This window comes from Rhizobium rhizogenes NBRC 13257, from assembly GCF_000696095.1.
Classification (GTDB): Bacteria; Pseudomonadota; Alphaproteobacteria; order Rhizobiales; family Rhizobiaceae; genus Rhizobium; species Rhizobium rhizogenes.
Map to the genome: position 1 here is coordinate 367,199 of NZ_BAYX01000007.1, position 24,411 is coordinate 391,609.

21 protein-coding genes are annotated in these 24,411 nt (G+C 61.0%); 8 read left to right on the plus strand and 13 right to left on the minus strand.

Annotated elements, in window-relative coordinates; translation table 11 throughout:
• Nucleotides 1-4: 4 nt before the first annotated feature.
• The 3 genes from RRH01S_RS18110 (at nt 5) to RRH01S_RS18120 (ending at nt 4,386) form a co-directional block, all read left to right on the plus strand.
• Nucleotides 5-1,633 carry an alpha-D-glucose phosphate-specific phosphoglucomutase gene (locus RRH01S_RS18110; RefSeq protein WP_007700962.1) on the plus strand — a complete coding sequence of 543 codons (1,629 nt, stop codon included), beginning with the start codon at nt 5-7 and terminating at the stop codon, nt 1,631-1,633.
• Between the two features lie 222 nt (nt 1,634-1,855).
• Nucleotides 1,856-3,829: a glycogen debranching protein GlgX gene (gene glgX, locus RRH01S_RS18115; protein WP_042473417.1), complete on the plus strand. Its 1,974-nt coding sequence runs from the start codon at nt 1,856-1,858 to the stop codon at nt 3,827-3,829.
• A gap of 68 nt (nt 3,830-3,897) precedes the next feature.
• A complete protein-coding gene (locus RRH01S_RS18120; RefSeq protein ID WP_012652369.1) occupies nt 3,898-4,386 on the plus strand; it encodes a MaoC family dehydratase in 489 nt (162 codons plus the stop codon).
• On the opposite strand, the gene RRH01S_RS18125 is transcribed toward RRH01S_RS18120, so the two are convergent.
• The 6 genes from RRH01S_RS18125 to RRH01S_RS18150 all read right to left on the minus strand — a co-directional run bounded on the left by RRH01S_RS18125 (nt 4,383) and on the right by RRH01S_RS18150 (nt 10,409).
• Nucleotides 4,383-4,931 carry a sarcosine oxidase subunit gamma gene (locus RRH01S_RS18125; protein WP_012652370.1) on the minus strand — a complete coding sequence of 183 codons (549 nt, stop codon included), beginning with the start codon at nt 4,929-4,931 and terminating at the stop codon, nt 4,383-4,385. The two genes, RRH01S_RS18120 and RRH01S_RS18125, sit on opposite strands and share 4 nt — an antisense overlap.
• Nucleotides 4,924-7,917 (minus strand): sarcosine oxidase subunit alpha, encoded by a 2,994-nt coding sequence (locus RRH01S_RS18130; protein WP_012652371.1) that lies wholly within the window; start codon nt 7,915-7,917, stop codon nt 4,924-4,926. Before RRH01S_RS18130 ends, RRH01S_RS18125 begins: the two co-directional genes overlap by 8 nt.
• A complete protein-coding gene (locus RRH01S_RS18135) occupies nt 7,914-8,279 on the minus strand; it encodes a sarcosine oxidase subunit delta (RefSeq protein WP_007700939.1) in 366 nt (121 codons plus the stop codon). The genes RRH01S_RS18130 and RRH01S_RS18135 overlap by 4 nt, the downstream gene beginning before the upstream one ends.
• A 16-nt stretch (nt 8,280-8,295) precedes the next feature.
• Nucleotides 8,296-8,712 carry a hypothetical protein gene (locus tag RRH01S_RS18140; RefSeq protein ID WP_012652372.1) on the minus strand — a complete coding sequence of 139 codons (417 nt, stop codon included), beginning with the start codon at nt 8,710-8,712 and terminating at the stop codon, nt 8,296-8,298.
• 2 nt (nt 8,713-8,714) lie between these two features.
• Complete coding sequence (locus RRH01S_RS18145) at nt 8,715-9,968, minus strand: sarcosine oxidase subunit beta family protein (RefSeq protein WP_042473420.1); 1,254 nt, start codon at nt 9,966-9,968, stop codon at nt 8,715-8,717.
• A gap of 162 nt (nt 9,969-10,130) precedes the next feature.
• Nucleotides 10,131-10,409, minus strand: coding sequence for a hypothetical protein (locus RRH01S_RS18150; protein WP_034517518.1), 279 nt, complete (start codon nt 10,407-10,409; stop codon nt 10,131-10,133).
• Between the two features lie 350 nt (nt 10,410-10,759).
• Between RRH01S_RS18150 and rpsU the strand changes: the two genes are divergently transcribed.
• The 4 genes from rpsU to RRH01S_RS18170 all read left to right on the plus strand — a co-directional run bounded on the left by rpsU (nt 10,760) and on the right by RRH01S_RS18170 (nt 15,092).
• Nucleotides 10,760-10,972 carry a 30S ribosomal protein S21 gene (gene rpsU / locus RRH01S_RS18155; RefSeq protein WP_003585885.1) on the plus strand — a complete coding sequence of 71 codons (213 nt, stop codon included), beginning with the start codon at nt 10,760-10,762 and terminating at the stop codon, nt 10,970-10,972.
• 138 nt (nt 10,973-11,110) lie between these two features.
• Nucleotides 11,111-11,986: a tetratricopeptide repeat protein gene (locus RRH01S_RS18160; protein ID WP_012652373.1), complete on the plus strand. Its 876-nt coding sequence runs from the start codon at nt 11,111-11,113 to the stop codon at nt 11,984-11,986.
• A 117-nt stretch (nt 11,987-12,103) separates the two neighbouring features.
• Entirely contained in the window at nt 12,104-13,186 is a 1,083-nt protein-coding gene (locus RRH01S_RS18165) for an NAD(P)/FAD-dependent oxidoreductase (protein ID WP_042473426.1), read from the plus strand.
• Nucleotides 13,187-13,430: 244 nt separating this feature from the next.
• Entirely contained in the window at nt 13,431-15,092 is a 1,662-nt protein-coding gene (locus RRH01S_RS18170; RefSeq protein ID WP_034517514.1) for a sensor histidine kinase, read from the plus strand.
• Between the two features lie 104 nt (nt 15,093-15,196).
• Here the strand turns inward: RRH01S_RS18170 and RRH01S_RS18175 are convergent, their stop codons facing one another.
• The 6 genes from RRH01S_RS18175 to RRH01S_RS18200 all read right to left on the minus strand — a co-directional run bounded on the left by RRH01S_RS18175 (nt 15,197) and on the right by RRH01S_RS18200 (nt 22,343).
• Nucleotides 15,197-16,591 (minus strand): NAD(P)(+) transhydrogenase (Re/Si-specific) subunit beta, encoded by a 1,395-nt coding sequence (locus tag RRH01S_RS18175; RefSeq protein WP_034519234.1) that lies wholly within the window; start codon nt 16,589-16,591, stop codon nt 15,197-15,199.
• Nucleotides 16,592-16,601: 10 nt separating this feature from the next.
• Nucleotides 16,602-17,000 (minus strand): NAD(P) transhydrogenase subunit alpha part 2, encoded by a 399-nt coding sequence (locus tag RRH01S_RS18180; protein ID WP_012652377.1) that lies wholly within the window; start codon nt 16,998-17,000, stop codon nt 16,602-16,604.
• Complete coding sequence (locus RRH01S_RS18185) at nt 17,001-18,164, minus strand: Re/Si-specific NAD(P)(+) transhydrogenase subunit alpha (RefSeq protein ID WP_034517513.1); 1,164 nt, start codon at nt 18,162-18,164, stop codon at nt 17,001-17,003.
• 109 nt (nt 18,165-18,273) lie between these two features.
• A complete protein-coding gene (locus RRH01S_RS18190) occupies nt 18,274-18,498 on the minus strand; it encodes an aa3-type cytochrome c oxidase subunit IV (RefSeq protein ID WP_007700907.1) in 225 nt (74 codons plus the stop codon).
• 205 nt (nt 18,499-18,703) lie between these two features.
• Nucleotides 18,704-21,007, minus strand: coding sequence for a putative bifunctional diguanylate cyclase/phosphodiesterase (locus tag RRH01S_RS18195; protein ID WP_012652379.1), 2,304 nt, complete (start codon nt 21,005-21,007; stop codon nt 18,704-18,706).
• Between the two features lie 229 nt (nt 21,008-21,236).
• Complete coding sequence (locus RRH01S_RS18200; RefSeq protein ID WP_012652380.1) at nt 21,237-22,343, minus strand: TRAP transporter substrate-binding protein; 1,107 nt, start codon at nt 22,341-22,343, stop codon at nt 21,237-21,239.
• 296 nt (nt 22,344-22,639) lie between these two features.
• Here RRH01S_RS18200 and RRH01S_RS18205 point away from each other — a divergent pair, with 296 nt between their 5' ends.
• Nucleotides 22,640-23,428 carry a gamma-glutamyl-gamma-aminobutyrate hydrolase family protein gene (locus RRH01S_RS18205; protein WP_012652381.1) on the plus strand — a complete coding sequence of 263 codons (789 nt, stop codon included), beginning with the start codon at nt 22,640-22,642 and terminating at the stop codon, nt 23,426-23,428.
• Here the strand turns inward: RRH01S_RS18205 and RRH01S_RS18210 are convergent, their stop codons facing one another.
• On the minus strand, nt 23,429-24,397 hold the full coding sequence (locus RRH01S_RS18210) for a 2-hydroxyacid dehydrogenase (protein ID WP_012652382.1): 969 nt from the start codon (nt 24,395-24,397) through the stop codon (nt 23,429-23,431).
• Nucleotides 24,398-24,411 lie beyond the last annotated feature (14 nt).

Sequence of the window (24,411 nt, forward strand, 5' to 3'; positions counted from 1 at the left end):
CCCGATGATTAAAACCGTTACCACCACCCCCTTTGCCGATCAGAAGCCTGGTACGTCAGGCCTTCGGAAGAAGGTTCCGGTATTCCAGCAACCGAACTACGCCGAGAACTTCATCCAGTCGATCTTCGATTCGCTCGAAGGCTATCACGGCAAGTGCCTGGTCATCGGCGGCGATGGCCGATACTACAATCGCGAAGTCATCCAGAAGGCCATCAAGATGGCCGCTGCCAACGGCTTCGGCAAGGTCATGGTCGGTAAGGGCGGCATCCTCTCGACGCCCGCGGCCTCACATATCATCCGCAAATACAAGGCGTTCGGCGGCATCATATTGTCGGCCAGCCACAATCCCGGCGGCCCGACCGAAGACTTCGGCATCAAGTACAACATCAGCAATGGCGGCCCAGCGCCGGAAAAGATCACCGACGCGATCTACGAGCGCTCCAAGGTCATCGATAGCTACAAGATCGCCGATTTCCCCGACATCAATCTCGATCGCATCGCACGTGAGGATGTCGGCGGCATGATCGTCTCGGTCATCGATCCGGTCGAGGACTATGCAGCCCTTATGGAAGAGCTGTTCGATTTCGGCGCCATCCGCAACCTCATCAGCCTCGGCTTCCGCCTCAACTTCGACGCGATGAGTGCTGTAACCGGCCCCTATGCCAAGGAAATCTTCGAAATCCGTCTCGGGGCGCCGGATGGCTCGGTACGCAATTTCCTGCCGCTGCCCGATTTCGGCGGCCATCACCCCGACCCGAACCTCGTCCATTGCAAAGAGCTCTATGACGAGATGATGGGAGACGATGCGCCCGATTTCGGCGCGGCATCGGACGGCGACGGCGACCGCAACCTGATCATCGGCAAGGGCATCTACGTCACGCCCTCGGACAGCCTGGCGATCCTTGCCGCCAACGCCAATCTTGCGCCTGGTTATTCGAGCGGGCTTACCGGCATCGCCCGTTCCATGCCGACCAGCGGCGCCGCCGACCGTGTCGCTGAAAAGCGCGGCATCGGCATGTATGAAACCCCGACCGGCTGGAAATTCTTCGGCAACCTGCTCGACGCCGGCATGGCGACGATCTGTGGCGAGGAAAGCTCCGGCACCGGCTCGAACCATGTCCGTGAAAAGGACGGCCTCTGGGCCGTGCTGCTCTGGCTCAACATCCTCGCAGTGCGCGGCGAAAGTGTCATCGACATCGTCACCCAGCATTGGGCGACCTATGGCCGCAACTATTATTCGCGCCACGACTACGAAGGCGTCGACACCGATGCCGCCAACGGCCTGATCGACGCGCTGCGCGAGAAGTTGCCGACGCTGCCCGGCACGAAATACGGCGATCTCACCGTTTCCGCCGCCGACGACTTCGCCTACCACGATCCGGTCGACAAGTCCGTCAGCCAGCATCAGGGCATCCGCATCCTGTTCGAGGGCGGCTCCCGCGTCGTCTTCCGCCTGTCCGGCACCGGCACGACGGGCGCGACCCTGCGCGTCTATATCGAGCGCTACGAGCCCGATTCGACCCGCCACAACATCGAGACGCAGGAAGCCCTGGCCGACCTGATCGACGCCGCCCAGGCGATCGCCGACATCAAGGGCCGCACCGGCCGTGACGCGCCGACGGTCATTACCTAACAACAAAACACCTTCTCCCCGCAAATGCGGGGAGAAGGTGGCCAGACGCTGCTGAACGAAGTGAGGCGGCGACTGGTCGGATGAGAGGCTTTCTCAAAATTCGCCACGACGGCAGAGTTTGCCGAAGGCTCCGCCCCTCACCCTAGCCCTCTCCCCGCCCTTCGATAAATTCAGGAGAGGGGGAAGGGAACGATCTCAAGCCATCCGGAGAGCCCGCGAGACATGTCAGAGCCCGCCACCCGCTCCCTTGGCGCCACCCTCACCGACGACGGCGTGGAATTCGCGGTCTGGTCCAAACATGCCGACAGGATCGAGCTCTGCCTGTTCGATGCCGAAGGCAAAAAGGAGATTGCGCGCCTGCCTCTGGCGCGTGAAGGCGAAGAGCATCGCCTGTTTGTGGAGGGCATCAAGGCCGGCGCGCGCTACGGCTTTCGCGCCCATGGCACCTATGATCCCGACCGGGGGCTGTGGTTCGATCCTTCCAAGCTGCTGGTCGATCCCTATGCCAAGGAGCTCGATCGGTCGTTTCACTACGATCCGCGTCTCGGCACATTCGGCGAGGATACGCAGGATCTCATGCCGAAGGCTATCGTCTCGCGCGATGTCGCGGTCAAGCCGGCCAAACCACTGTTTCAGCCGGGCGACCTGATCTACGAAATAGCCGTCAAGCCTTTCACCATGCTGCATCCGGACGTACCGGCGGAAAAGCGCGGCACGCTGGCTGCTCTCGCCCATCCCGCCGTCATCGCCCATTTGAAGCGCCTGCATGTCGACGCGGTCGAACTGATGCCGATCACCGCATGGATCGACGAACGGCATCTGCCGCCACTTGGCCTCACCAATGGCTGGGGCTACAATCCCGTCGCCTTCATGGCGCTCGACCCGCGTCTCGTGCCCGGCGGCGTGACGGAGCTGCGCGAGACGGTCGCCGCCCTTCATGCCGAGGGCATCGCCGTCATCCTCGATCTCGTTTTCAACCACACCGGTGAGAGCGACCGCTTGGGACCGACGCTGTCATTGCGCGGCCTCGACAACCCCACCTATTTCCGCCATCAGCCGGATCAGCCGGGCACGCTGGTCAACGACACCGGCACCGGCAATACCGTTGCCTGCGACCAGTCGGCAACGCGCCGGCTCATCATCGACAGCCTGCGCCATTTCGTGCTTCACGCCGGCATCGACGGCTTTCGCTTCGATCTCGCCACTGTCCTCGGCCGCACCTCCAAGGGCTTCGACCCCGAAAGCCTGACCCTGCGCTCCCTGTTTGCCGACGAGGTGCTTCAGGATCGCATCATGATCGCCGAGCCCTGGGATATCGGCCCCGGCGGCTACCAGCTCGGCAATTTTCCGGCCCCTTTCCTCGAATGGAACGACCGCGCCCGCGACGATCTGCGCTGCTTCTGGCGCGGTGACGGCGGCAAGATCGGCGACATCGCCACCATCCTTGCCGGTTCGTCCTCCGTCTTCGGCCGCGACGGCCGAACCCAGACGCGCAGCGTCAACTTCCTCGCCGCCCATGACGGTTTCACGCTGATGGACATCGTCTCCTACGAGCGCAAACACAATGAGGCGAACGGCGAGAACAACCGCGACGGCCACAACGAGAACCTCTCCTGGAACAATGGCGTCGAGGGCAAGACAGACGATACGGCCATTCTCAGCAAGCGCCGCACCGACATCGAGGCCATGCTCTCGATGCTCTTTGCCACGCGCGGCACGATCATGCTGACGGCTGGCGACGAAGGCGGCCGCACGCAGCGCGGCAACAACAATGCCTATTGCCAGGACAACGACATCACCTGGATGGACTGGGCAGCACTAGACGAAGAACTGATCGGCCACACTGCATGGCTCACCAGCCTCCGCCGCCGCTTCTCGGCCTTCAGCGACATGGAGTTTTTTAACGGCAAGGGTGACGTGTTCTGGTTTTCTGCCGAGGGCACCGCGATGACGGTGTCTGATTGGGAGCGGCCGGATGCCGGCTTGCTCGGCATGGCAATCGAGACCGAGGATCGCGACAGCAGCAGGAAGACGCGTCTCGCAGTGCTGCTCAACCGGGGATACGAGGAGCAACGCTTCAAGCTGCCAGCGTCGGGTGAAGGTGGCTGGTCGCTACTAACCCCGCAGGGGCCGACGGCAGTTCAGAACCAAATCACGGCGCCGGCGCGCTCCGTCAGCTTCCTCATCGAAAACTGATTTCCTTGCACTTTCCGGCCTTCTTCGCCAGAAAGAGCGAAGAAGCAGCAAAGACGGATGAGGACCCTATGCCCGGCGATATTTCGCTTGTTGAGATCATGAAGCGTGTTGGAACCGAACTCGGCGTCTCCGACTGGATCACGGTCGACCAGACAATGATCGACACCTTTGCCGACGCGACGCACGACCATCAGTTCATCCATGTCGATCCCGAGCGCGCCAAGGCGGAAACGCCCTATGGCGGCACGATCGCCCACGGCTTCCTGACGCTGTCGCTGCTCTCGGCCATGAACTATAGCGCCCTGCCCAAGATCCGCGAGGAGGTCATGGGCATCAACTACGGCTTCGAAAAGATCCGCTTCATGTCGCCGGTCAAATGCGGCGCCCGCGTGCGCGGCCGTTTCGTGCTTGCCGAAACGCGGCTGCGCGGCGCCAACATGCTGATGCTGACCTATGAGGTCAGTGTCGAGATCGAGAACGAGCGCAAACCTGCGCTCACCGCGACCTGGACGACCCTCTCACAATTCGATCCGAAGGATCGGCCGGAAGCGGGCTAAAGCCCGGCATCCTCCGCAGCTTCGCCAAGCAGGCCGAAGGCGTAATCGGAAAAGGACCGCCAGACTTCGACGCGGAACGTCTCTTCGTCAAGCCGCAGCAACACGACTTCCACCTTGCCGAACAGCGTGCGCGAGCAGGCGCCGACGGGGAAAGCTGCGATCGACAGATCCTGCGGGCAACCGCCGGCAAGCGTTGCTTCCGCGCCGGGGCCGGAGACGATGATTGCGGTGTTGCGATGGGAGACATCGGTTGCCGAATGCAGCATGCCTGCGGACGCCGCGAGAGCGACAAGTTCGGTGCCGCTCTCATCGATCACAAGCCATTCGTCCGGGCCGAGCCAGAGGGCGTAACGCCCATGGCCGTGAGCCGACGTCTTCGGCTTGCGCGGGAGTTTCAGCCCGAGCACCTTGGAAAGACCGGCAATCGAATCATCAGGCGCGCGCAGCGCAATGCGGCTGGCGGGAACAGCCGGAGTCAGGCGAACGGTGCCGGAGCCGCCGTGGCGACCGGCGAGCGGCAGTTTACGGGTTGCGAGATCAACCATTGATCCGGCCTCCTTCCTTGTCAAAGAACACCAGATCCGTCACCTCGACGGCGATCGTCTTGTCGGGCATCGGCACGTAAAGCGTCTTGCCCATGCGCTCGCGGCCGCCGGCAACCAGCGCGAAGGCAATCGAGCGGCCGAGGTTTTCCGACCAATAGGCGGAGGTGACATGACCGAGCATGGTCATCGGCTTCTGCTCGTTCGGATCGGCAACGATCTGCGCGCCTTCCTCCAGCACCACCTTCGGATCGCGGGTGACGAGGCCGACCAACTGCTTGCGGCCTTCCTTCACCAGATCCGGCCGCTTCAGGCCGCGAATGCCGACGAAATCCGTCTTCTTCTTGGAGACAGCCCAGGAAAGCCCTGCGTCATCAGGCGTCACCGTGCCGTCCGTATCCTGGCCGACAATGATGTAGCCCTTTTCAGCGCGAAGAACGTGCATGGTCTCGGTGCCATAGGCGCAGGCGCCTAGCGGCTCGGCCCGTGCCCATACGGCTTCCAGAACCGACTGGCCGTAATCGGCCGGCACATTGATTTCGTAGCCGACTTCACCGGTAAACGAGACGCGGAACAGCCGGGCCGGCACGCCGCAGACCTTGCATTCGGCAACGCTCATATGCGGGAAGGCCTCATTGGAAAGATCCTGCCCCTCGACCAGCGGCTCGATGATCTCGCGCGCCTTCGGCCCCTGCACGGCGATGACAGCCCATTGCTCGGTGGTAGACGTCAGCCACACTTTCAGATGCGGGAATTCGGTCTGAAGATAGTCTTCCATATGATGCAGTACGCGCGGCGCTCCGCCGGTCGTGGTCGTCACATGGAAGCGGTCTTCGGCCAGGCGCCCGACGACACCGTCGTCATAAACGAAGCCATCCTCGCGTGTCATGATGCCATAGCGGCAACGGCCGGGCTTCAGCGTATCCCAGGCATTGGTATAGAGCAGATTCAAGAACTGAGCCGCATCCGGCCCGACCACCTCGATCTTGCCGAGCGTGGAAGCATCGAACACGCCGGCCACTTCGCGCGCCGTGCGGCACTCGCGATCGACAGCCTGATGCATGGTCTCGCCGGCGCGTGGATAGAACCATGCGCGCTTCCAGTTGCCGACATCCTCGAAGATCGCGCCATGCGCCTCTTCCCAGGCATGCAGCGGCGTCTTTCGCGCGGGGTCGAAGAAGGCTCCGCGCGAATGGCTGATCAGCGTACCGTAAGTAACCGGCGTATAGGGCGCGCGGAAGGTGGTGAGACCGACCTGCGGAATGTCCTTGCCAAGCATTTCGGCGGCAATCGCCAGACCGTGCATGTTGGAAAGCTTGCCCTGGTCGGAGGCCATGCCGTTGGTGGTGAAGCGCTTGATGTGCTCGATCGAATGCATACCCTCGCGCACGGCAAGGCGGATATCCTTGGCGCAGACATCGTGCTGGAAGTCGACGAAAGCCTTGGCATTGGTGTCCGGCCCCGCCCCTTCGGCAGCGCCGATCATGCCGCCGGTCCATTCGAAGGACTGTTCGGCCTGGATCGATATCTTGCCCTCGCCCTCGGCTCCGGTAGCCTTCGCCATCAGCTCGCCGGCGGCAAGTGATTCTTCGATTGCAGCCTGCAAGCCATCGGTGCCGTTGCAAGCGCCGACAGAGAGACAATCCTGAACATAGGTGCCCGGCAGGAAACGCTGCTTCTCGGCATCGAACTTCAGCTTGCCGCGCGACTGCGAGAACAGATGCACGGAAGGCGTCCAGCCGGAGGAGACGAGCAACGCATCGATGGCGATCTTGCGCGAGCCAGAGCCGCCATTGCGCGCCACCGTCATCGAGGAGACACGCAACTTGCCGGCGGTGTCGATGACGGCATAGTCGCTCAACACTTCGATGCCGAGCTGCTTTGCCTCGGCGGCAACCGCTTCGCCCGGCCGCACGCGGCTATCGACGATGACGGCGATGGAGACGCCGGCACGCTTCAGGTCGAAGGCAGCTTCATAGGCCGAATCATGCGCCGTGTAGACGCCGATCTTGGCACCGACCGCGACGCCGTAATGGTTGAGATAGGTGCGGGCGGCCGATGCCAGCATGATGCCCGGACGGTCGTTGTTTGGGAACACCATGTGACGTTCGATCGCGCCGGTCGCCAGGATGACGCGCTTGGCGCGCACCTGCCACAGACGCTCGCGCGGCAGATCACGGCCGGGCTTGGCAAGATGATCGGTGACGCGCTCGGCAAGGCCGAAGAAATTGTGGTTGTAATAGCCGAATGCCGTCGTGCGGGTCAGCACCTCGACATTGTCCATCGACTTGAGCTTGGCGATGACGCCCTGCGCCCAGACATAGCCCTCGGTACCGTCGATCTTGACGCTGGCATCGAAGCGCAGCGCACCGCCGGCTTCGGCCTGCTCGTCGCAGAGGATGACCTTGGCGCCGGCTTCGGCGGCGGCGAGCGCTGCCGAAAGACCGGCGACACCGGCGCCGACCACCAGCACATCGCAATGGGCGTAGCGGCTGGCATAATGATCCGGATCTTCTTCCGTCGGCGCAACGCCGAGACCGGCGGCGCGGCGGATGAGCGGCTCGTAAATATGCTTCCAGGCCGCCTTCGGCCACATGAAGGTCTTGTAGTAGAAGCCGGCGGCGAAGAAGGATGACAGCAGATTGTTGGCGCCGCCGACGTCGAAGGCAAGCGACGGCCAGCGGTTCTGCGACTGCGCCTTCATGCCATCGAAGACCTCCTGTACGCTGGCGCGCACGTTGGGCTGGCGGCGGGCGGCATCGCGGGAAATATCGAGCAGCGCATTCGGCTCTTCGGCACCAGCCGAGAGGATACCGCGCGGACGGTGATATTTGAACGAGCGGCCGACGAGGTGAACACCATTGGCAAGCAGCGCCGAGGCGACGGTGTCGCCCTCCAGCGCCGTGTAGCTTTTGCCGTCAAAGGTGAAGCGGGCGGTTCTGGCCGGCGTCAGACGACCCTTGCCCGCAATACGATTGGCGCCGCTCATTCCGCAGATCCCTCTTTTTGTGCCGTTTGTTCTTGTGCGTTTTTATCCTGCGCCACCGGCTCATTGGCCGTCGGCAGCAATGTCGAAAGATCCGGCTTCGGCTCGCCGGCCTTATAGGTGAGATAGAAGCGGTCGCTGACCGTATCGCGCGCCGCATTGAAGAAGCGGCCGCAGCCATGGATATGCCGCCAGCGCTCGAAGATCAGGCCCTTCGGATTGTCGCGCAGGAAGAAATATTGCTCGAATTCCTCGTCGGAAATCCCGGCAATGTTTTCCGGCCGCACGATATGCGCGTCGCCGGCATTGCGGAATTCCAGTTCCGAACGCTCTTCCTCGCAATAGGGGCAGTAAATCAGCAGCATCGTTTTCTACCTAATGTTAAAGCTCGGAACCGGAGATATTGGTGCCGGGAGGCTGGGCGCAGAGCTGACGCCCCATGGTAATGAAGGGCGTGATCCGCACCACAAGCTCCTCCAGCGATCCATAGGGCTTCAGCACGTCCGTCATCCCCAGATTGATCATGCTCATGCCGACTAGATCGGTGTCGAGCGCAAAGGCCCTCGTCGCAGGCGGCGTCTTCTCCGGCACGAAATAAACCGCCGGCTGGTTCAACACCTTGACGCAGGCGAGGATGCCGCTCTCGGCCATGAACGGCCAATCCGCTTCCGTCTTCGCTTTGTGAATCACCTGCGTACGCACGTCCTTCACGTCCGGAAAAAGGTCGCTCACCTCGGTCGCAGCAGTAGCTCCGAACGGAATCGAAACTCCGGCCACAGCAGCGAGCGCGAGCGCCATCATCAATGCGCCACGGCGGCAGCCGCCGCTTCGTCGATCAAGCGGCCGGTGCGGAAGCGATCCAGATTGAGCCCGGCATTGAACTTATGCGGCTCGTCGCGGGCGATCAGGTGCGCAAACAGGTTGGCCGAGCCCGGCGTCGCCTTGAAGCCGCCCGTGCCCCAGCCACAGTTCACATAGAGGCCCGGCACCGGCGTCTTCGACTGGATCGCCGAACGGTCCGGCGTGTTGTCGACGATACCGCCCCAGGAGCGCATCATCTTCACGCGCCGGAACATCGGGAACAGCTCGCAGATCGCATCCAGCGTATGGGTAATGATCTGCAGGCCGCCGGTCTGGCTGTAGGAATTATACTGGTCCGTGCCGGCGCCGATGACGAGCTCGCCCTTGTCGGACTGCGAGATATAGGCATGCACCGTGTTCGACATGACGACGCAGGGGAAGATCGGCTTCAGCGGTTCGGAAACCAGCGCCTGCAGCGGGCTCGATTGCAGCGGCACGCGCACGCCGGCCATCTGCATGACGACCGTCGTGTGGCCAGCCGCCGAAACACCGATCTTTTTCGCACCGATGAAACCACGGTTCGTATCGACGCCGGTGACGCGCCCATCCGGTCCGCGCTGAATGCCGGTGACTTCGCAATTCTGGATGATGTGCACGCCGCGATCGGACGCCGCGCGGGCAAAGCCCCAGGCGACCGCATCGTGACGCGCCGTGCCCCCGCGACGCTGCAAAGCCGCGCCGTTGATCGGATAGCGCGCGCTGCCGGAAATATCGAGCGGTGGACAAAAGGCCTTGGCCTGCTCCGGCGTCAGCCATTCATTGTCGATGCCGTAGAGACGGTTGGCATGGATATGCCGTTTGAAGGACTGTTGGTCATGCACATTATGCGACAGCATCATCACGCCGCGCGGCGAATACATGACGTTGTAATTGAGATCCTGAGACAGCCCTTCCCAGAGCTTCATCGAATGCTCATAGATGTGCATACTCTCTTCATAGAGATAGTTCGAGCGGATGATGGTCGTGTTGCGGCCGGTATTGCCGCCGCCAAGCCAGCCCTTTTCGATCACCGCGACATTGGTGATGCCGTGCTCCTTGGCGAGGTAATAGGCAGCACCCAGACCATGGCCGCCACCGCCGATGATGATGACGTCATACTCCTTGCGCGGCTCCGGCGAGGTCCATTGGGCCTCCCAGCCCTTGTGAGCCCGCATCGCTTCCCGTACCACGGCAAAAACCGAGTATTTACGCATTCGCCCTCAACTCCTTCAGGCAACAAGCCCGTTTGATCGGCCATACAAATCGCAAATCGAAAACCGACACAACGGCTCTTTTGCGACGCATTCAGCACCGGCTTTCGACACGGTTAAAAAGAATGCAAAGCCGGATGGTCAACATCTCGTTCATTCGCAGCCCTACTTACGCTGCAGATGGCAGATCTTCACCCGCCCGCCATGGCCATCCTTGCGCCAGACGCAGCCCTCTTTTCGTGGCTTGCGGTCGTAAATGTAGATTCTTGCCCGATGCTTGCTGTCGAACCTCTGGTTTGAAAAATCGTGGCCGCCGACGCGGACATTCTTGCCGAAACGAACTTCGCCGGCGGTGACTGGTGCAAGCGTTGCGGCCAGAATGGCGCAGATAAGCGCCAGCGTCGCAGACAGTCTTCCGGCAGGAAAAACGTTCGTGAATATCATGCTGCGATTCTCCTTTGACGCACGCCGGAACTACCGGGATCGGACAACCGCGGCAGCATATGGTAACAATGTGAAGCAGGATCTTCGCACAGGCGTGTCAGTCTCGCAAAATATGACGAGACATTCCTTATTCGATAGCCGCAGCAACGCGATTAAGGTATAGCGAGCCTGTCTCGCTTGGGGCAAATTGCTTTTTCCCCTGCTAATGCACGATCCGGCTAGACTTTGACAAAGCGATCTGATATCTCGCCTAACCAATCGCAAGGCTGCGGCTGCGCGAACGTTATTTTTTTGCCTCTTGGCGCTGCCGTCGCCTCAGGCATCAACCAAACTAAAGGAACGTGATTCTCGTGCAGGTACTTGTCCGCGATAACAATGTCGACCAGGCTCTCCGCGCTCTCAAGAAGAAGATGCAGCGCGAAGGTATTTTCCGCGAAATGAAGATGCGCGACTACTACGAAAAGCCGTCGCAGAAGCGTGCTCGTGAAAAGGCTGAAGCCGTTCGTCGCGTTCGCAAGCTGGCCCGCAAGCGTGCACAGCGCGAAGGTCTGGTCGCACGGTAATCGTCGTTTTTTCGACGTTTTCAGATGCATGTTAGGCGGGGGCGAATCGTTCGCCGCCGCCTTTTTGATTTATTCTCCGTGCAAATCGGATTAAATCAGAACAGCCTGATATGACGCATGGCGAAAGCGAACCCGATAATGGCAATTACGACGTCCGACCAGTTCCGCACTTCGAACCTCATCTCCTTTGTTTCGAAGCGCGCTGCTGCCCTGCCAGCTTTGGCGCTTCTCGCTGCGATCGGCCTTTCCGGCTGCCAGACAGCCTCCACCGATACGGTGATCCGTATCGACAAGGCGCAGGGCTCCTCGGAAAACATTGCCTCGCTGACCTCGGTCATCAACGCCAATCCGCAGGATCCGGAAGGCTATAACGTTCGCGGCACCGCCTATGGCCGTGGCGGCGATTTCAGTCGGGCGCTGGCGGACTTCAACCAGGCGATCCAGCTCAATCCGAAGTTCTATCAGGCCTATGCCAACCGCGCGCTCATCTACCGCAACATGGGCAAGCTGCCGGAGGCCGTCGCGGACTACAGTGCCGCGCTGCAGATCAACGGCAATTACGATGTCGCCTATATCGGCCGTGGCAACCTTTATCGCCAGTCCGGCCGCGACAATGATGCCTTCAACGATTATTCCAAGGCGATCAGCCTCGGCACGACGGACGGCCGCGCCTATAATGGCCGCGGCGTGATCTTGCAGAAGCGCAATCAGCAGGACAAGGCGATCGACGATTTCTCGAAGGCCATCTCGCTGTCGCCGAATTCGCCCGAGCCCTATAACAGCCGCGGCATCTCCTATCTCGCGCAGAAAGACGAAGACAACGCCTTCGCCGATTTCAACCACGCGATCGACCTCGACAACAAGGTTGCCGAATCCTGGGCCAACCAGGCTTTCGTCTACGAGCAGCGCGGCGACAAGGCCAAGGCCCGCCGTTCCTATCAGCACGCCGTCAACCTCGATCCGACCTACCAGCCGGCCAGGGACGGCCTGGCGCGTGTCGGCGCGGGCAGCTAAGATCGCGGCATATCATCGAAACAGTGGGCCGCCCGGCGATCATCCGCCCGGCGGCTTTTCTTTGCGCTGTCGAGCGCATAGTCTCGCGCCATCCCCCAACCGAACGAGACACACGACATGCCCTCTTCGCAGAAAATCATCGTGGTCGGCGCCGGCATCATCGGTGCATCCATCGCCTGGCATCTCCAGCGCAAGGGCGCTGATGTCACGGTGATTGCCAAAAAAGCCGGCGGCGAGGCGACACCAAATTCCTTTGCCTGGATCAACGCGAGCTGGGGCAATCCCGAATTCTATTACCGCTTCCGCCGCCGTTCGATGGCGGAATGGGCGCGGCTGGCGACCGACATTCCCGGCCTGCCGCTCTCCTGGTGCGGAGGGCTCTGCTGGGACATGCCGGAGGCCGAGCTGGAAGCCTATCTCGCGCAGCATCACGGCTGGGGTTATGACATACAGCCGGTCACCCGCGCGACGAGTGCGACCATCGAACCCAACCTCATCGATCCGCCCACCTTTGCCGTGCATGTCGCCGAAGAAGGCGCCGTCGAACCCGTCGCCGCTGCCAATCTTCTGCTGGAAGACGCCGCCCGCCATGGCGCGACGCTGTCATATGGCGCGGAGGTCAGCCGGCTTTTGCAGGAGAACGGCAAGATTACCGGTGTCGAGACAACAGATGGCGTACTACTTGCCGACCATGTCGTTCTCGCCGCCGGCGCCGATACTCGTCCGCTCGCCGCCGCAATCGGCATCGATGTACCGATCGAAACCCCGCCGGGCCTGATCGCGCATTCCCGCCCTCACTCTCGGCTGCTGAATGGCCTCGTCATGGCACCAGAACTGCATATGCGCCAGACGCAAGAAGGCCGGATCATCGCCGGCAGCGATTTCGGCGGCGGCGATCCCGGCGATGATCCGCGCAAGGCCGCCGAGGCGATTCTTGCCAAGGTCAGAGCCATGCTGCGCGGCGGCGAGCAACTCGAACTCGATTTTTACACGATCGGCTATCGCCCGAACCCGAAGGACGGCTTCCCGATCATCGGCGGCGTCGATAGGGTGCCGGGTCTCCATCTCGCGGTCCTGCATTCCGGCGTGACGCTGGCGCCGCTCGTCGGGCTGCTTGCGGCAGAGGAGATTGTCGGCGGACATCCGGACGCGCAGCTCGCTCCATTTCGCCTGTCGCGATTTGCGAAGGCGGGCGAATGAGCTGTGCGATGATCGACGTCAAATCCACGCGGCGTGCATCGAAAGCGTCCGGCGTCACTTACGATTTAGCGACGGTGACTTTTCGTATGTTGCAACAAAATTTACCGGGCCATAACATGACGCTTTCGAGAACATGCTGCTCGGACAAAAGCATTGGGGGCGCTCGGCATGATGACTGAAACCGCTATTTCCACCTTCGCAGACGCGCTCGAACCCTATGGTGGTCCGATCGGTTGATCGCGTTATGAAAAAGCTGCATTTCCCGAGGGCTTCGATTGGAGCTTATCTGATCGCCATAGCGATGGCGATTGCCTTGCCGATCCTTGCCTTCGTGGCACTCCTGCTGTTCCAGCTCGAAAATAACGAGCGCGACGTCTTGAAGCGCGACGCGGTTCAGGACGCGCAGGCGCTGGGACGTACCATCGACCGGCAATTGCAGGATATGGCGACAACCCTGCGGCTGCTCTCCTCCTCGCCGGAGTTGGAACATAACGATATCACCACCTTCTTCTACCGGACGGAGACGGTGCTGCGTACTGATTCGCTGTTCGTCCTGCTCTTCGAAAAGGACGGCCAGATGCGACTGAATACGCGATGGCCGCTCAGCAGGCCGCTTGGCAAGACCGGCAATATGGCCGCCCTGCAATCGGCGCTCAATTCGGGACGCATCGAGGCGTCCGATGTCTTCGTTGGATCCAACATCCACCGCTGGGTCTACAATGTCACCCTGCCGCTCGACCATTCGCCGGCCGGCGCCGCCCTGGCCATGACGCAAGACGCCAATGATCTCGCCAAGCTCGTGACGACGGATGCCCTTGCTCCTGGCTGGTCGGCCGCGGTCATCGACAGTTCCGGCCATATCGTCGCCGCCAGCGGGCCTGCCAATCTCTCTCCCGGCGATCCGTTCAACAAGGACATCCTGCCGAAACTGATCGCCTCAAGCGGTGTCTATCAGAACGAGGCGATCCTGCCGCACTCCTTGCTCGGCTATGCGCAAATCCCCGGCTGGTCCTGGAAAGCCGTCGTGTGGGGACCCGTCGCCTCTGCGCAGGCTTCGCTCATGAGCACCTGGCGCTTCCTGATCTACGGCGGCGTCACCCTGCTCCTGGGCGCGCTGATTGCCGTCTATGCCCTGGCCCGCCAAGTCCGCACCACCATACGCAGCATCGCCGACATGGCCGAACGCATGGGCCGCGGCGAGATCGTTTCGCCGGTCGAAACCAGCGTCATCGAGGCCAATCAGGTCGCCATCGCGCTGTCCAACGCCTCCTTCGATCGCAGCGAGACGGAGGACCGGCTGCATTTCGTCATGCACGAGCTCGTCCACCGCACCAAGAACCTTTTGGCGCTCGCCCAGGCGATGACCCGCCAGCTCGCCCGGCAGACCGACAGCGTCGATACCTTTCAACGCGCCGTCGCCGATCGGCTGGAGGGGCTTGCGCGTTCGATCGAAGTGCTGACCAGCGAACAATGGTCGGGCGTATCGCTGCGGCGGGTGATCGACATTCATCTCGCCACCTTCCTGCAGGCGCCGCAGCAGCTCGACATTAGCGGTCAGGATTTTGTCCTGAAGCCAGAAGCCGTGCAGAATCTCGGACTGGTCCTGCATGAGCTGGCAACGAACTCGGTAAAGTACGGCGCGCTTTCCGCGCCCGAGGGCAAGATCGCTATCGAGTGGACGAATGTCGACGGCGATATCGGACCGATGATCCAGTTCACTTGGACGGAAAGCGGCGGCCCGCGCGTCAAGAAGCCAACCCTCACCGGCTTCGGCACCACCGTCACAAAGGCCCATGCGGCATCGGCCTTTGGTGGCAACGTCGAGATCGACTTCCGGCCAGAAGGCCTCGTCTGGGTGCTGAATGCCCTACGCAGCACCATGGAGCGTGAACGCGAGCGGACGTGAGGCGAGCGACTACGACATGGACCTCCATATCGACAGTCTCCGGAAATAACCGTCAAAGCAAGCACACCTTTCCTCTCCCCTAGATTGGAGAAGGCAGGCGATTTCTACTCGTTCATCGCCTTGACGATCTCTTCCGTCACCTTCTTGGCGTCGCCGAGCAGCATCATCGTGCCGTCCTTGTAGAACAGCGTGTTGTCGATGCCGGCATAGCCGGAGCCGAGCGAGCGCTTGACGAAGAGGCAGGTCTTGGCCTTGTCGACATCGAGGATCGGCATACCATAGATCGGCGAGGTCTTGTCGTCGCGCGCAGCCGGATTGGTGACGTCGTTGGCGCCGATGACATAGGCGACGTCGGCCTGGGCGAGTTCCGAATTGATGTCCTCGAGCTCGAACACCTCGTCATAGGGAACATTGGCCTCGGCAAGCAGCACGTTCATATGGCCGGGCATGCGGCCGGCGACCGGATGGATGGCATATTTCACGTCGACACCATGCGCCTTCAGGCGATCCGCCATCTCGCGTAACGCGTGCTGGGCCTGCGCCACCGCCATGCCGTAACCCGGCACGATGATGACCTTCGAGGCATTCGCCATCAGATAGGCGGCATCCTCTGCCGAGCCGAGCTTGACTGTCTTGTCGCTATTGTCAGTGCCTCCAGCAGACGCCTCACCGCCAAAACCGCCGAGAATGACAGAGACGAAGGAGCGGTTCATGCCCTTGCACATGATATAGGACAGGATCGCGCCCGAGGAGCCGACCAACGCGCCGGTGATGATCAGCGCCAGATTGCCGAGCGTAAAGCCGATGCCGGCAGCCGCCCAGCCGGAATAGGAGTTCAGCATCGACACGACGACTGGCATGTCGGCGCCGCCGATCGGCACGATCAGCAGCACGCCAAGCGCCAGCGCGAGGACGACGATCGCCCAGAAATCGAAATGGCTCTCACTGATCGCCAGGCCCACCATGAAGAACAGGATCAGTGCCAGCAGGGCCGCATTGATAAGATGACGATAGGGCAGCAGGATCGGCTTGCCGGACATGCGGCCATCGAGCTTCAGGAAGGCGATGATCGAACCGGTGAAGGTCAGCGCGCCGATTGCGACGCCGATCGCCATTTCGATGCGTGCCTCGGTATGGATCGAACCGATATTGCCGATGCCGAAGGAAGACGGCGTATAAAGCGCAGAAGCCGCAACCAGTACGGCCGCAAGACCGACCAGCGAATGGAAGCCGGCCACGAGCTGCGGCATCGAGGTCATCGGGATGACACGGGCGATATAGGCCCCCGCCCCGCCGCCGATGGCAAGACCCAGAACGATCAGCACCAAGCCACCGAAGGACGGCGTCGCCAGCACCAGCGTCGTGGCAATGGCGATGCCCATGCCGACCATGCCGTAGAGATTGCCGCGGCGGCTGGTGGCCGGATGCGACAGGCCGCGCAGCGCCAGAATGAACAGCACGCCAGAAACGAGATAGAGGAAGGCCGCGATATTGCTCAGCATGCCGCTCTCACTTGTCTTTCTTCTTGTACATCGCCAGCATGCGCTGGGTGACAAGAAAGCCGCCGACGATATTGACTGAAACCAGCACCAGCGCCACGAAGCCGAAGCCCGTAGCAAGCCCGCTCGCGGAAATGCCGACCGCCAGAAGGGCGCCGACGACGATGACCGAGGAGATGGCGTTCGTCACCGCCATCAGCGGCGTATGCAGAGCCGGCGTCACCGACCAGACCACATAATAGCCGACGAAGATCGCAAGCACGAAGATCGCAAGCTGGAAGACGAAGGGATCGATCGCGCCGCCGGATACGGCGCTGACGGCCTCCGGGGCCTGCGCAGCGGCAGTCCTGACCGCAGTAACGGCGTCATTCAGCTGTTGGAGCGCCTGATCCATTGCTTGGCTGGCCATTTAGACATCTCCCTTGTTGACGGTCGGCTGATCCGGGTCGACGAAGTTTGGGTGCACGACTTCGCCGCCATCGGTCAGCATCGTCGCCTTGATCAACTCGTCGGCGCGGTTGAGTCCGAGACTCTTCGTATCCTTGTCGACCATCGTCTCCAGGAAGGTGACGAGGTTCTTGGCGTAGAGAGCGGACGCGCTCGCCGCAACGCGACCGGCCATATTGGGATAGCCGACCACCTTGACGCCTTCGACATCGGCGACAGTCCCGAACTCGGCGCCTTCGATATTGCCGCCGCGCTCGACGGCAAGGTCGACGGCGACCGCACCGGGCCGCATCGCCTTCAGCATCTCGCGGCTGACGAGCCGTGGCGCCGGGCGGCCGGGGATGAGGGCCGTCGTGATGACGATATCCTGCTTGGAAATATGTTCGGCAACGAGGGCCGCCTGTTTGGCCTGATAGGCCTGTGACATTTCCTTGGCGTAGCCGCCGGCGGTCTCCGCCGCCTTGAACTCCTCGTCCTCGACGGCGATGAATTTCGCGCCGAGCGAGGCGACCTGTTCCTTGGCCGCCGGACGAACGTCCGTCGCCGACACCTGCGCGCCGAGCCGTCGTGCCGTCGCGATCGCCTGCAGGCCGGCAACGCCCGCACCCATGACGAAGACCTTCGCCGCCGGCACCGTGCCCGCCGCCGTCATCATCATCGGCAGCGCGCGGTCATAGACCGCAGCCGCCTCGATCACCGCCTGATAGCCGGCAAGGTTCGCCTGTGACGACAGAACGTCCATCGACTGCGCGCGGGTAATGCGCGGCATCAGCTCCATGGCAAAGCTCGTCAGCCCTGCCTTCGCCATCTCGACCAGCGCGGCTTCGTTGCCATAAGGATCCATGATGGCGATGACGATCGCGCCGCGCTTGTAGCCGCTGATCTCCTTGGGTGTCGGCCGCCTGACCTTGAGGATGACGTCGGCCCGCTTGGCATCCTTGGCCGCCCCGATGCGCGCGCCGATAGCCTCGTATTCGCTATCCGGAATGCGCGACAAGGCGCCGGCGCCCGCTTCCACCACGACATCGAAGCCGAGGCTTTTCATCTTCTTCACCGTTTCGATGGATGCCGCAACACGCGTCTCATCCCCTACGGTCTCCTTGGCGACAAAAACCAGATTGCCCAACGACACCACCTCGCATCAAACGACAGCCCTGCTGGAGACAGCAGCACAACAGCCTGCGAAATCAGGCCAAGATCTCAGGGAAAGCGCGGGCCGAATGGCCCAGCGTCGTTCAGCGCGCGAGAAAGGCGCCTACGATCGAAAGAACGACGAAAATGAGAAACCCGCCGAACAGGCCAGCGTGACCGAAGAAACCCGCTGTCATCGCGATCAACAGCGCGGCGATGATCGCCGATCCAACCCTGGCGACCAAAAGGAACCCGTTATAGGTTTTCTCGTGCTCCTTGTAATCCATCGGAGCACCGGTTTCGATCGGTCCGGTATGATGTTCGGCCATGCAAAAGTCTCCCCTCAATCCGCTCCCCGACAAAGCTTGCAACAGCTGCCGGCTGGAGTTCGCCCTCGAAAGCTGCGGTATCTCTTGATAGGGCACCGCAGCCAGATTTCCTCTACCGAGGCGTTACACAAAGCGAGAAAAAATGCAATGCACGAGAACGTCGCAGAGGAGCGATTGGAAACCGATCGCAGTACTCCCGGCAGCCTTAGGCCAGGATATCCTGGCGCAGGGCCGGCCGATTGCGGTCGAGACCGTCTATCATCTCGCCGACCCGCGCCAGCGACACCGGCATGGAAAACACATAGCCCTGGATCACGTCGGCCAGGCCGCGCTCGTTGATGAGTGCCAATTGTTCCGGCGTCTCGACGCCTTCGACGACGATTTTCAGACCCAGAGCCCGGGAGAGATCGGCGATGCCGCACAGGAGCTTGAAACGGCGGCTGTCGCCGGTGATCTCGTGCACGAAGGAGCGATCGATCTTGACGATATCCACCGGCAGTGAATCGAGATAGCTGAGACTGGAAAAACCGGTCCCGAAATCATCGATGGCAATGGTGATACCCTTGGCCCTGAGATCGGCGAGAATGGAGCGAACGGTGGCAATCTCGTCCATCAGGCAGCTTTCGGTCACCTCCAGATGCAGGCGTGACGGCTCCAACCCCGATGCCTCCAGCGCTTCCGTCACGACAGCGACAATGTCATTGCCGCGCAGATCCTGCGCCGAGAGATTGACCGAGACTGAGAGAGATCGAGGCCAGCCGGCACAATCCCGGCAGGCCCGGTTGAGCATGAAGCGGGTGATGCCGGAAACGATCCCCATCTCCTCGGCAATCTGTACGAAGACATTGGGCGGGATCGACCCTTTTTCCGGATGAACCCAACGCGCCAGCGCTTCGCAGCAATCGATGTGGCCGCCGTCCGGCGTGAACATCGGCTGATAGACCGCATGCAGCTTGCCGGCCTCGATCGCCTCACGCAGATCGGTCTTCAGCTTTTGCCGCTCGATGTAGCGAGCATCCATTTCCTCTTCGAAAGCGGAGCAGCCGCCCTTCGTCCGCAACTTGGTGTCGAACAGCGCCAGATCGGCCTTGATCTGCCATTCTTCCGGACGGAACTCGCTGCTCGACATGGTCACGTAGCCGCCGCTGAAGGAGATACGAAGGCTATGATCATCCACCTCGTAGGTGCCTGCCATCGCGGCATGCAGCGCGGATATGCGCCCATCCAGATCCTCGACGCCGTCATCGTTCGGGAAGAACAGCACGAACTGGTCCCCGACCAGGCGCGCGCAAAGCGCCCTATCGCCCGCCGTCTCCCTCAGCCGCGCGGCGATAGCGACCAGCAGCCGGTCGCCGGTCACATGCCCCTTGAAATCATTGACGTGCTTGAAATCGTCGACATCGAGAACCAGAAAGCCGATCCGGCCGTCGCCAACATGCGCGGCCAGCTTCTCCTTCGTCAATTCGGCGAAGTATTCGCGGTTCGGCAGGCCGGTCAGCGGATCGAAGCGCACCATATGCAGGATCTTGCGCTCGGCCCGGATACGCGCCGTGACGTCCTCGAAGATCAGGATGACGATGCCATCGGCGCGACGGCTCGCCGAAAACTCGAGAAACAGGTCTTCGCCGAGCTCAATCAGCGTGCGCGACAGCGAGCCGTCGACAAGCTGCTCGATCTGTTGCTGGATCAACCCCGGAAGAGAACCGTCGATGGAGGCATGGCGTACACCATAACGCAACACGACGTCGAAATCGCAATCCCTGAGCTGCTCGGGATTCGTCAGATTCAGAAGTTCGCAAGCCTTTCGATTGACCACCAGGATGCGGTTGTCGGCATCCAGCATGAACAGGCCATGCGTCATATTGTTGAGTGCCGTGTCGAACCGATCAGCGATCAGCGATATCTCGCGCGACACTATGACGTTCTTGTAGAGAAACTCACGCAGGTTGCTCGCCATCGAACGCGTCGTCAGTCCGAAAGGCACCAGCATGATGGAAACGATTGCCATATAAGGCTGCCCCGACATCAGGCAGGCGACGATGATCGGCAGGCAGCACGCCATGGTCTGCAGGTCGATCGCCTTCTGAGAACCATAGTTGCGGCCAAGGATCGATACCATCGATCCCATGGTCACCGCGATGCAGATGAATTCCGCCAGCGGATTCTGGACGATCAGGATAGCATAACCGCTGGCAACACCGAGGATCAGCGTCGCCGCCGTCGCGCCGAGCACATAGCGCGTTTCCCAGCGCGCGATATCGGCGCGCGAAAGGACGCTCTTCTCGAGCGCGTCAAATTGCCGGAACGAATGGATGCGGAAAGCGAAGACGATGGCTAAGACAAGGCAAAAACCAAGATAGATGCCAGCGCCCGTACTCAGGAAGACAATGCCATAGGCGAGGATATGAACAAATACCCCCGTAAGCAATGTGCCACGGTTTCCGAAAAGCGAACTGACGAACGACAAATAAACATCCGTCGGCACGATGTTCGGGTTTTGAGGCTTCATTCAGAGCTCCCCTGATGCGGCGCGAACTCTAGTTGAAACGTTTTAAAATTTGATTGCCCAGATCGCGCATATTTGGATGGATTTTCCAATCACACGATAATTGATATCGATTTTTAGTGATATTTTGCACCACATTCGAGCAATAAATGAAACCATGCTCTACTTGGATTATAGTTTCTTCGTCATGAGGCGCTAAAATAGAAAACAGCGATCAGCAAAGCATCTTCGGTCAAATCTTGCCCGCCCGCTGCTGAATCATCATGAAAGTATCGAAAGTGTATTCGGAAAGCTGCATCCAGAGATAGGCATCTTTCTTGTAAGCAACCTGATCCTCATAGATCCGCTTGAAATAATCATTCGATTTCGAAAGGTCAGCATAAATGCCGGTGGCCGCCTGGAAGCAGGCTTCGAGAATTTCCTGGCTGAAGGGGCGCAGTGTCACGCCCTGCTGGACGATATCCTTCAGTGCCTGTGGATTTTTAACGTCATATTTGGCCAGCATGTTGGTGTTGGCAAAGGCACAGGCATCCGCGAGGATCGCCTGATAGTTTTTCGGCAGCCCGTTCCATTTTTCCAGATTGAAGAAGGCATGCACGACGGCACCGCCTTCCCACCAGCCGGGATAGTAGTAATATTTGGCGATCTTCTGAAAGCCGAGTTTCAGGTCGTCATAGGGACCGACCCACTCCGCGGCATCGAGCGTGCCCTTGTCGAGCGCGTCGTAGATGTCGCTGACGGGGACGTCCTGTTGCGGCACGACGCCGATCTTCTCGATCACCTTGCCGGCCAGGCCGGCGATACGCATCTTCAGGCCCTTGAGGTCATCCAGCGTATTGATTTCCTTACGGAACCAGCCGCCCATCTGCACGCCGGTATTACCGGCGGGCAGGCCAAGAATGCCCTGCGTGGCATAGAATTCGTTCATCAGCTTGTTGCCGTCGCCCTGGTAGAACCAGGCATTGGTGAGCCGGGCATTGAGGCCGAAGGGCAGCGCCGTGCCGATGGCGTAGGTCGGGTCCTTGTTCCAGAAATAATAGGAGCAGGTATGCGCCGCCTCGACGGTGCCGGCGCTCACGGCATCGGCCACCTGCGGGCCGGGAACGATCGCTCCGGCCTCATAGGTCTGAATGACGAAATTGCCGTTGGTCGCGTCCGAAACATGCTGCGCGATATCCTCCGCGCCGCCATAGATCGTATCCAGGCTCTTCGGAAACGACGACGTCATCCGCCAGGTGATCTTGGGATATTCCTGGGCGATGGCAGGACTGGCAAGCGCTGAGGCGGCGGCACCCGCACCGACTGCTCCGGCCCGTTTGATGAACGAACGGCGATCCATTATAACCTCTCACACGGATGGCATTGCGGGAGATACATTCTCCCGATCATGGCGCAAGCGTTGGAGCTTAACCATGCCGCGTATTGTCTTTCAAGTTTGCTTTTGCACTGCATTATGGCGATTCCTGTACATCGTCACGACAAAGGGAAACAAAGCCCAGCCGCGACCGTCCCGCGTTGCCGAATGCCTGCTCTTCGCGTAGATTTCTCGGCAAGTTGGCCCATCGCGGCATCGACACCATATTCATTCGGGGTCTCGACCAGGCCCGGCAGTTTTGCATGTTTCCGGAGCCTCGCATGTCCAGACCGATCATAGCCATTCCCGCCGACATCCGCGAATTCGACGGCGCAACCTGGCATGCGGTGCAGCAGCAATATGTCCGCGCCGCCGTCAAAGCCTCCGGCCTGATGGCACTGATCGTCCCGGCAATGGAAGACGGCAACGATATCGACGCCATTCTCGACCGCGTCGACGGGCTGTTGGTGTCCGGCTCGGCCACCAACGTGCATCCTTCGCTCTATGGCAGAGAAGCCCATGAGAGCGACGGCCCCTTCGACCCGGCCCGCGACGCCACATCCTTGCCGCTCATCCGCCGCGCCATCGAGCGTGCCATTCCCATGCTCGCCATCTGCCGCGGCATTCAGGAACTGAACGTCACACTCGGCGGCACGCTTGCCAGCGAAATCCAAGAGCAACCAGGCATCTGGGACCATCGCAAGCCACAAGATGTCGACCGCGACACGATGTATTCGATCCGCCAGAGCGTTTTCGTCAAGGAAGGCTCCTGCATTGCCGCCGTCGTCGGCCCCGGCGAGGTGCGCGTCAACTCGCTGCATCGTCAGGCAATCGCCGACACGGCACCACGGCTGCAGGTGGAAGCCATCGCCGAAGACGGCACGATCGAGGCCGTCTCCGTCATCGACGCCAAGGCTTTCGCCGTCGGCGTGCAATGGCATCCGGAATATTGGGCGGAAACGGACTCCCCGTCGCGCAAGCTGTTTGTCGCCTTCGGCGATGCCGTGCGTAATTATGCGGCGGCCAAGGAACAGCCGATCGCCGCTCCTCGCCGCCAATCTGCACTCTGATCAGCCCTTTGGCTTGACCGGGGTTTCGGGCACCGGCGTCAGCACCGCACCCTTGCCGAACCACTCGATGATGTTGTCCGCAACGAGATCGGCCATGGCATTGCGCGTCGGCACCGAAGCGGACGCCACATGCGGCAGCAGCGAAACGTTCGGCAGGGAGAGATAACCCGCTGGAACATTCGGCTCATCATAGAAGACATCGAGGCCGGCAGCCCCGAGCGTGCCGTTTCCAAGAGCGGCGATTAGCGCGTCGTCATCCACCGACCAGCCGCGCCCGACATTGATGAACACGCCCTGCGGCCCAAGCGCTGACAGGATCTCGGCGTCGATGACCTTATGTGTCTCCGCCGTCTTCGGCACGATGCTGATCAGCGTATCCACGGCCTCCGCCATCGCCTTCAGCGACGGATAATAATCATAGGTCAGTTCCGTGCGCGGCGTGCGGGTATGATAGCCGATCTTCACCTTGAACGGCTCCAGCCGCTTGGCTATCTCCTGACCGATGCGACCAAGGCCATAAATACCGACGCGCCGCCCCTTCAACGAGAAAGGCGAAAGCGGGAAAGGCCCCTCATTCGCCCAGCGGCCCTGCCGCAGCCAAGTTTCCGCCTGCGGAAACTGGCGCAGCGTGTTCAAAAGCAGCGCGATCGCCGTATCGGCCACTTCGTCGTTCAGCACATCAGGCGTATTGGTGACGACGACGCCCTTCGCTGCCGCATGATTGACATCGATACCGTCATAACCGACGCCGAAATTGGCGATGACCTCGATATTCGGAAAAGCGTCGATCCAGGCCGCGTTGAAACCACCGGCGACAGCAACACCACGCACGCGCGCCGCAGTCCCGACATCGACCTGGGGGCTGTCGCTACGATCGGCGGCGATAACATCAAAATGCCCGCCAAGCCTTTCGAGGACACGCGGATGTATCTTCCCCGGAACGAGGATGGCGGTGCGGTTATCGGACATGGATCTTTCCTCTT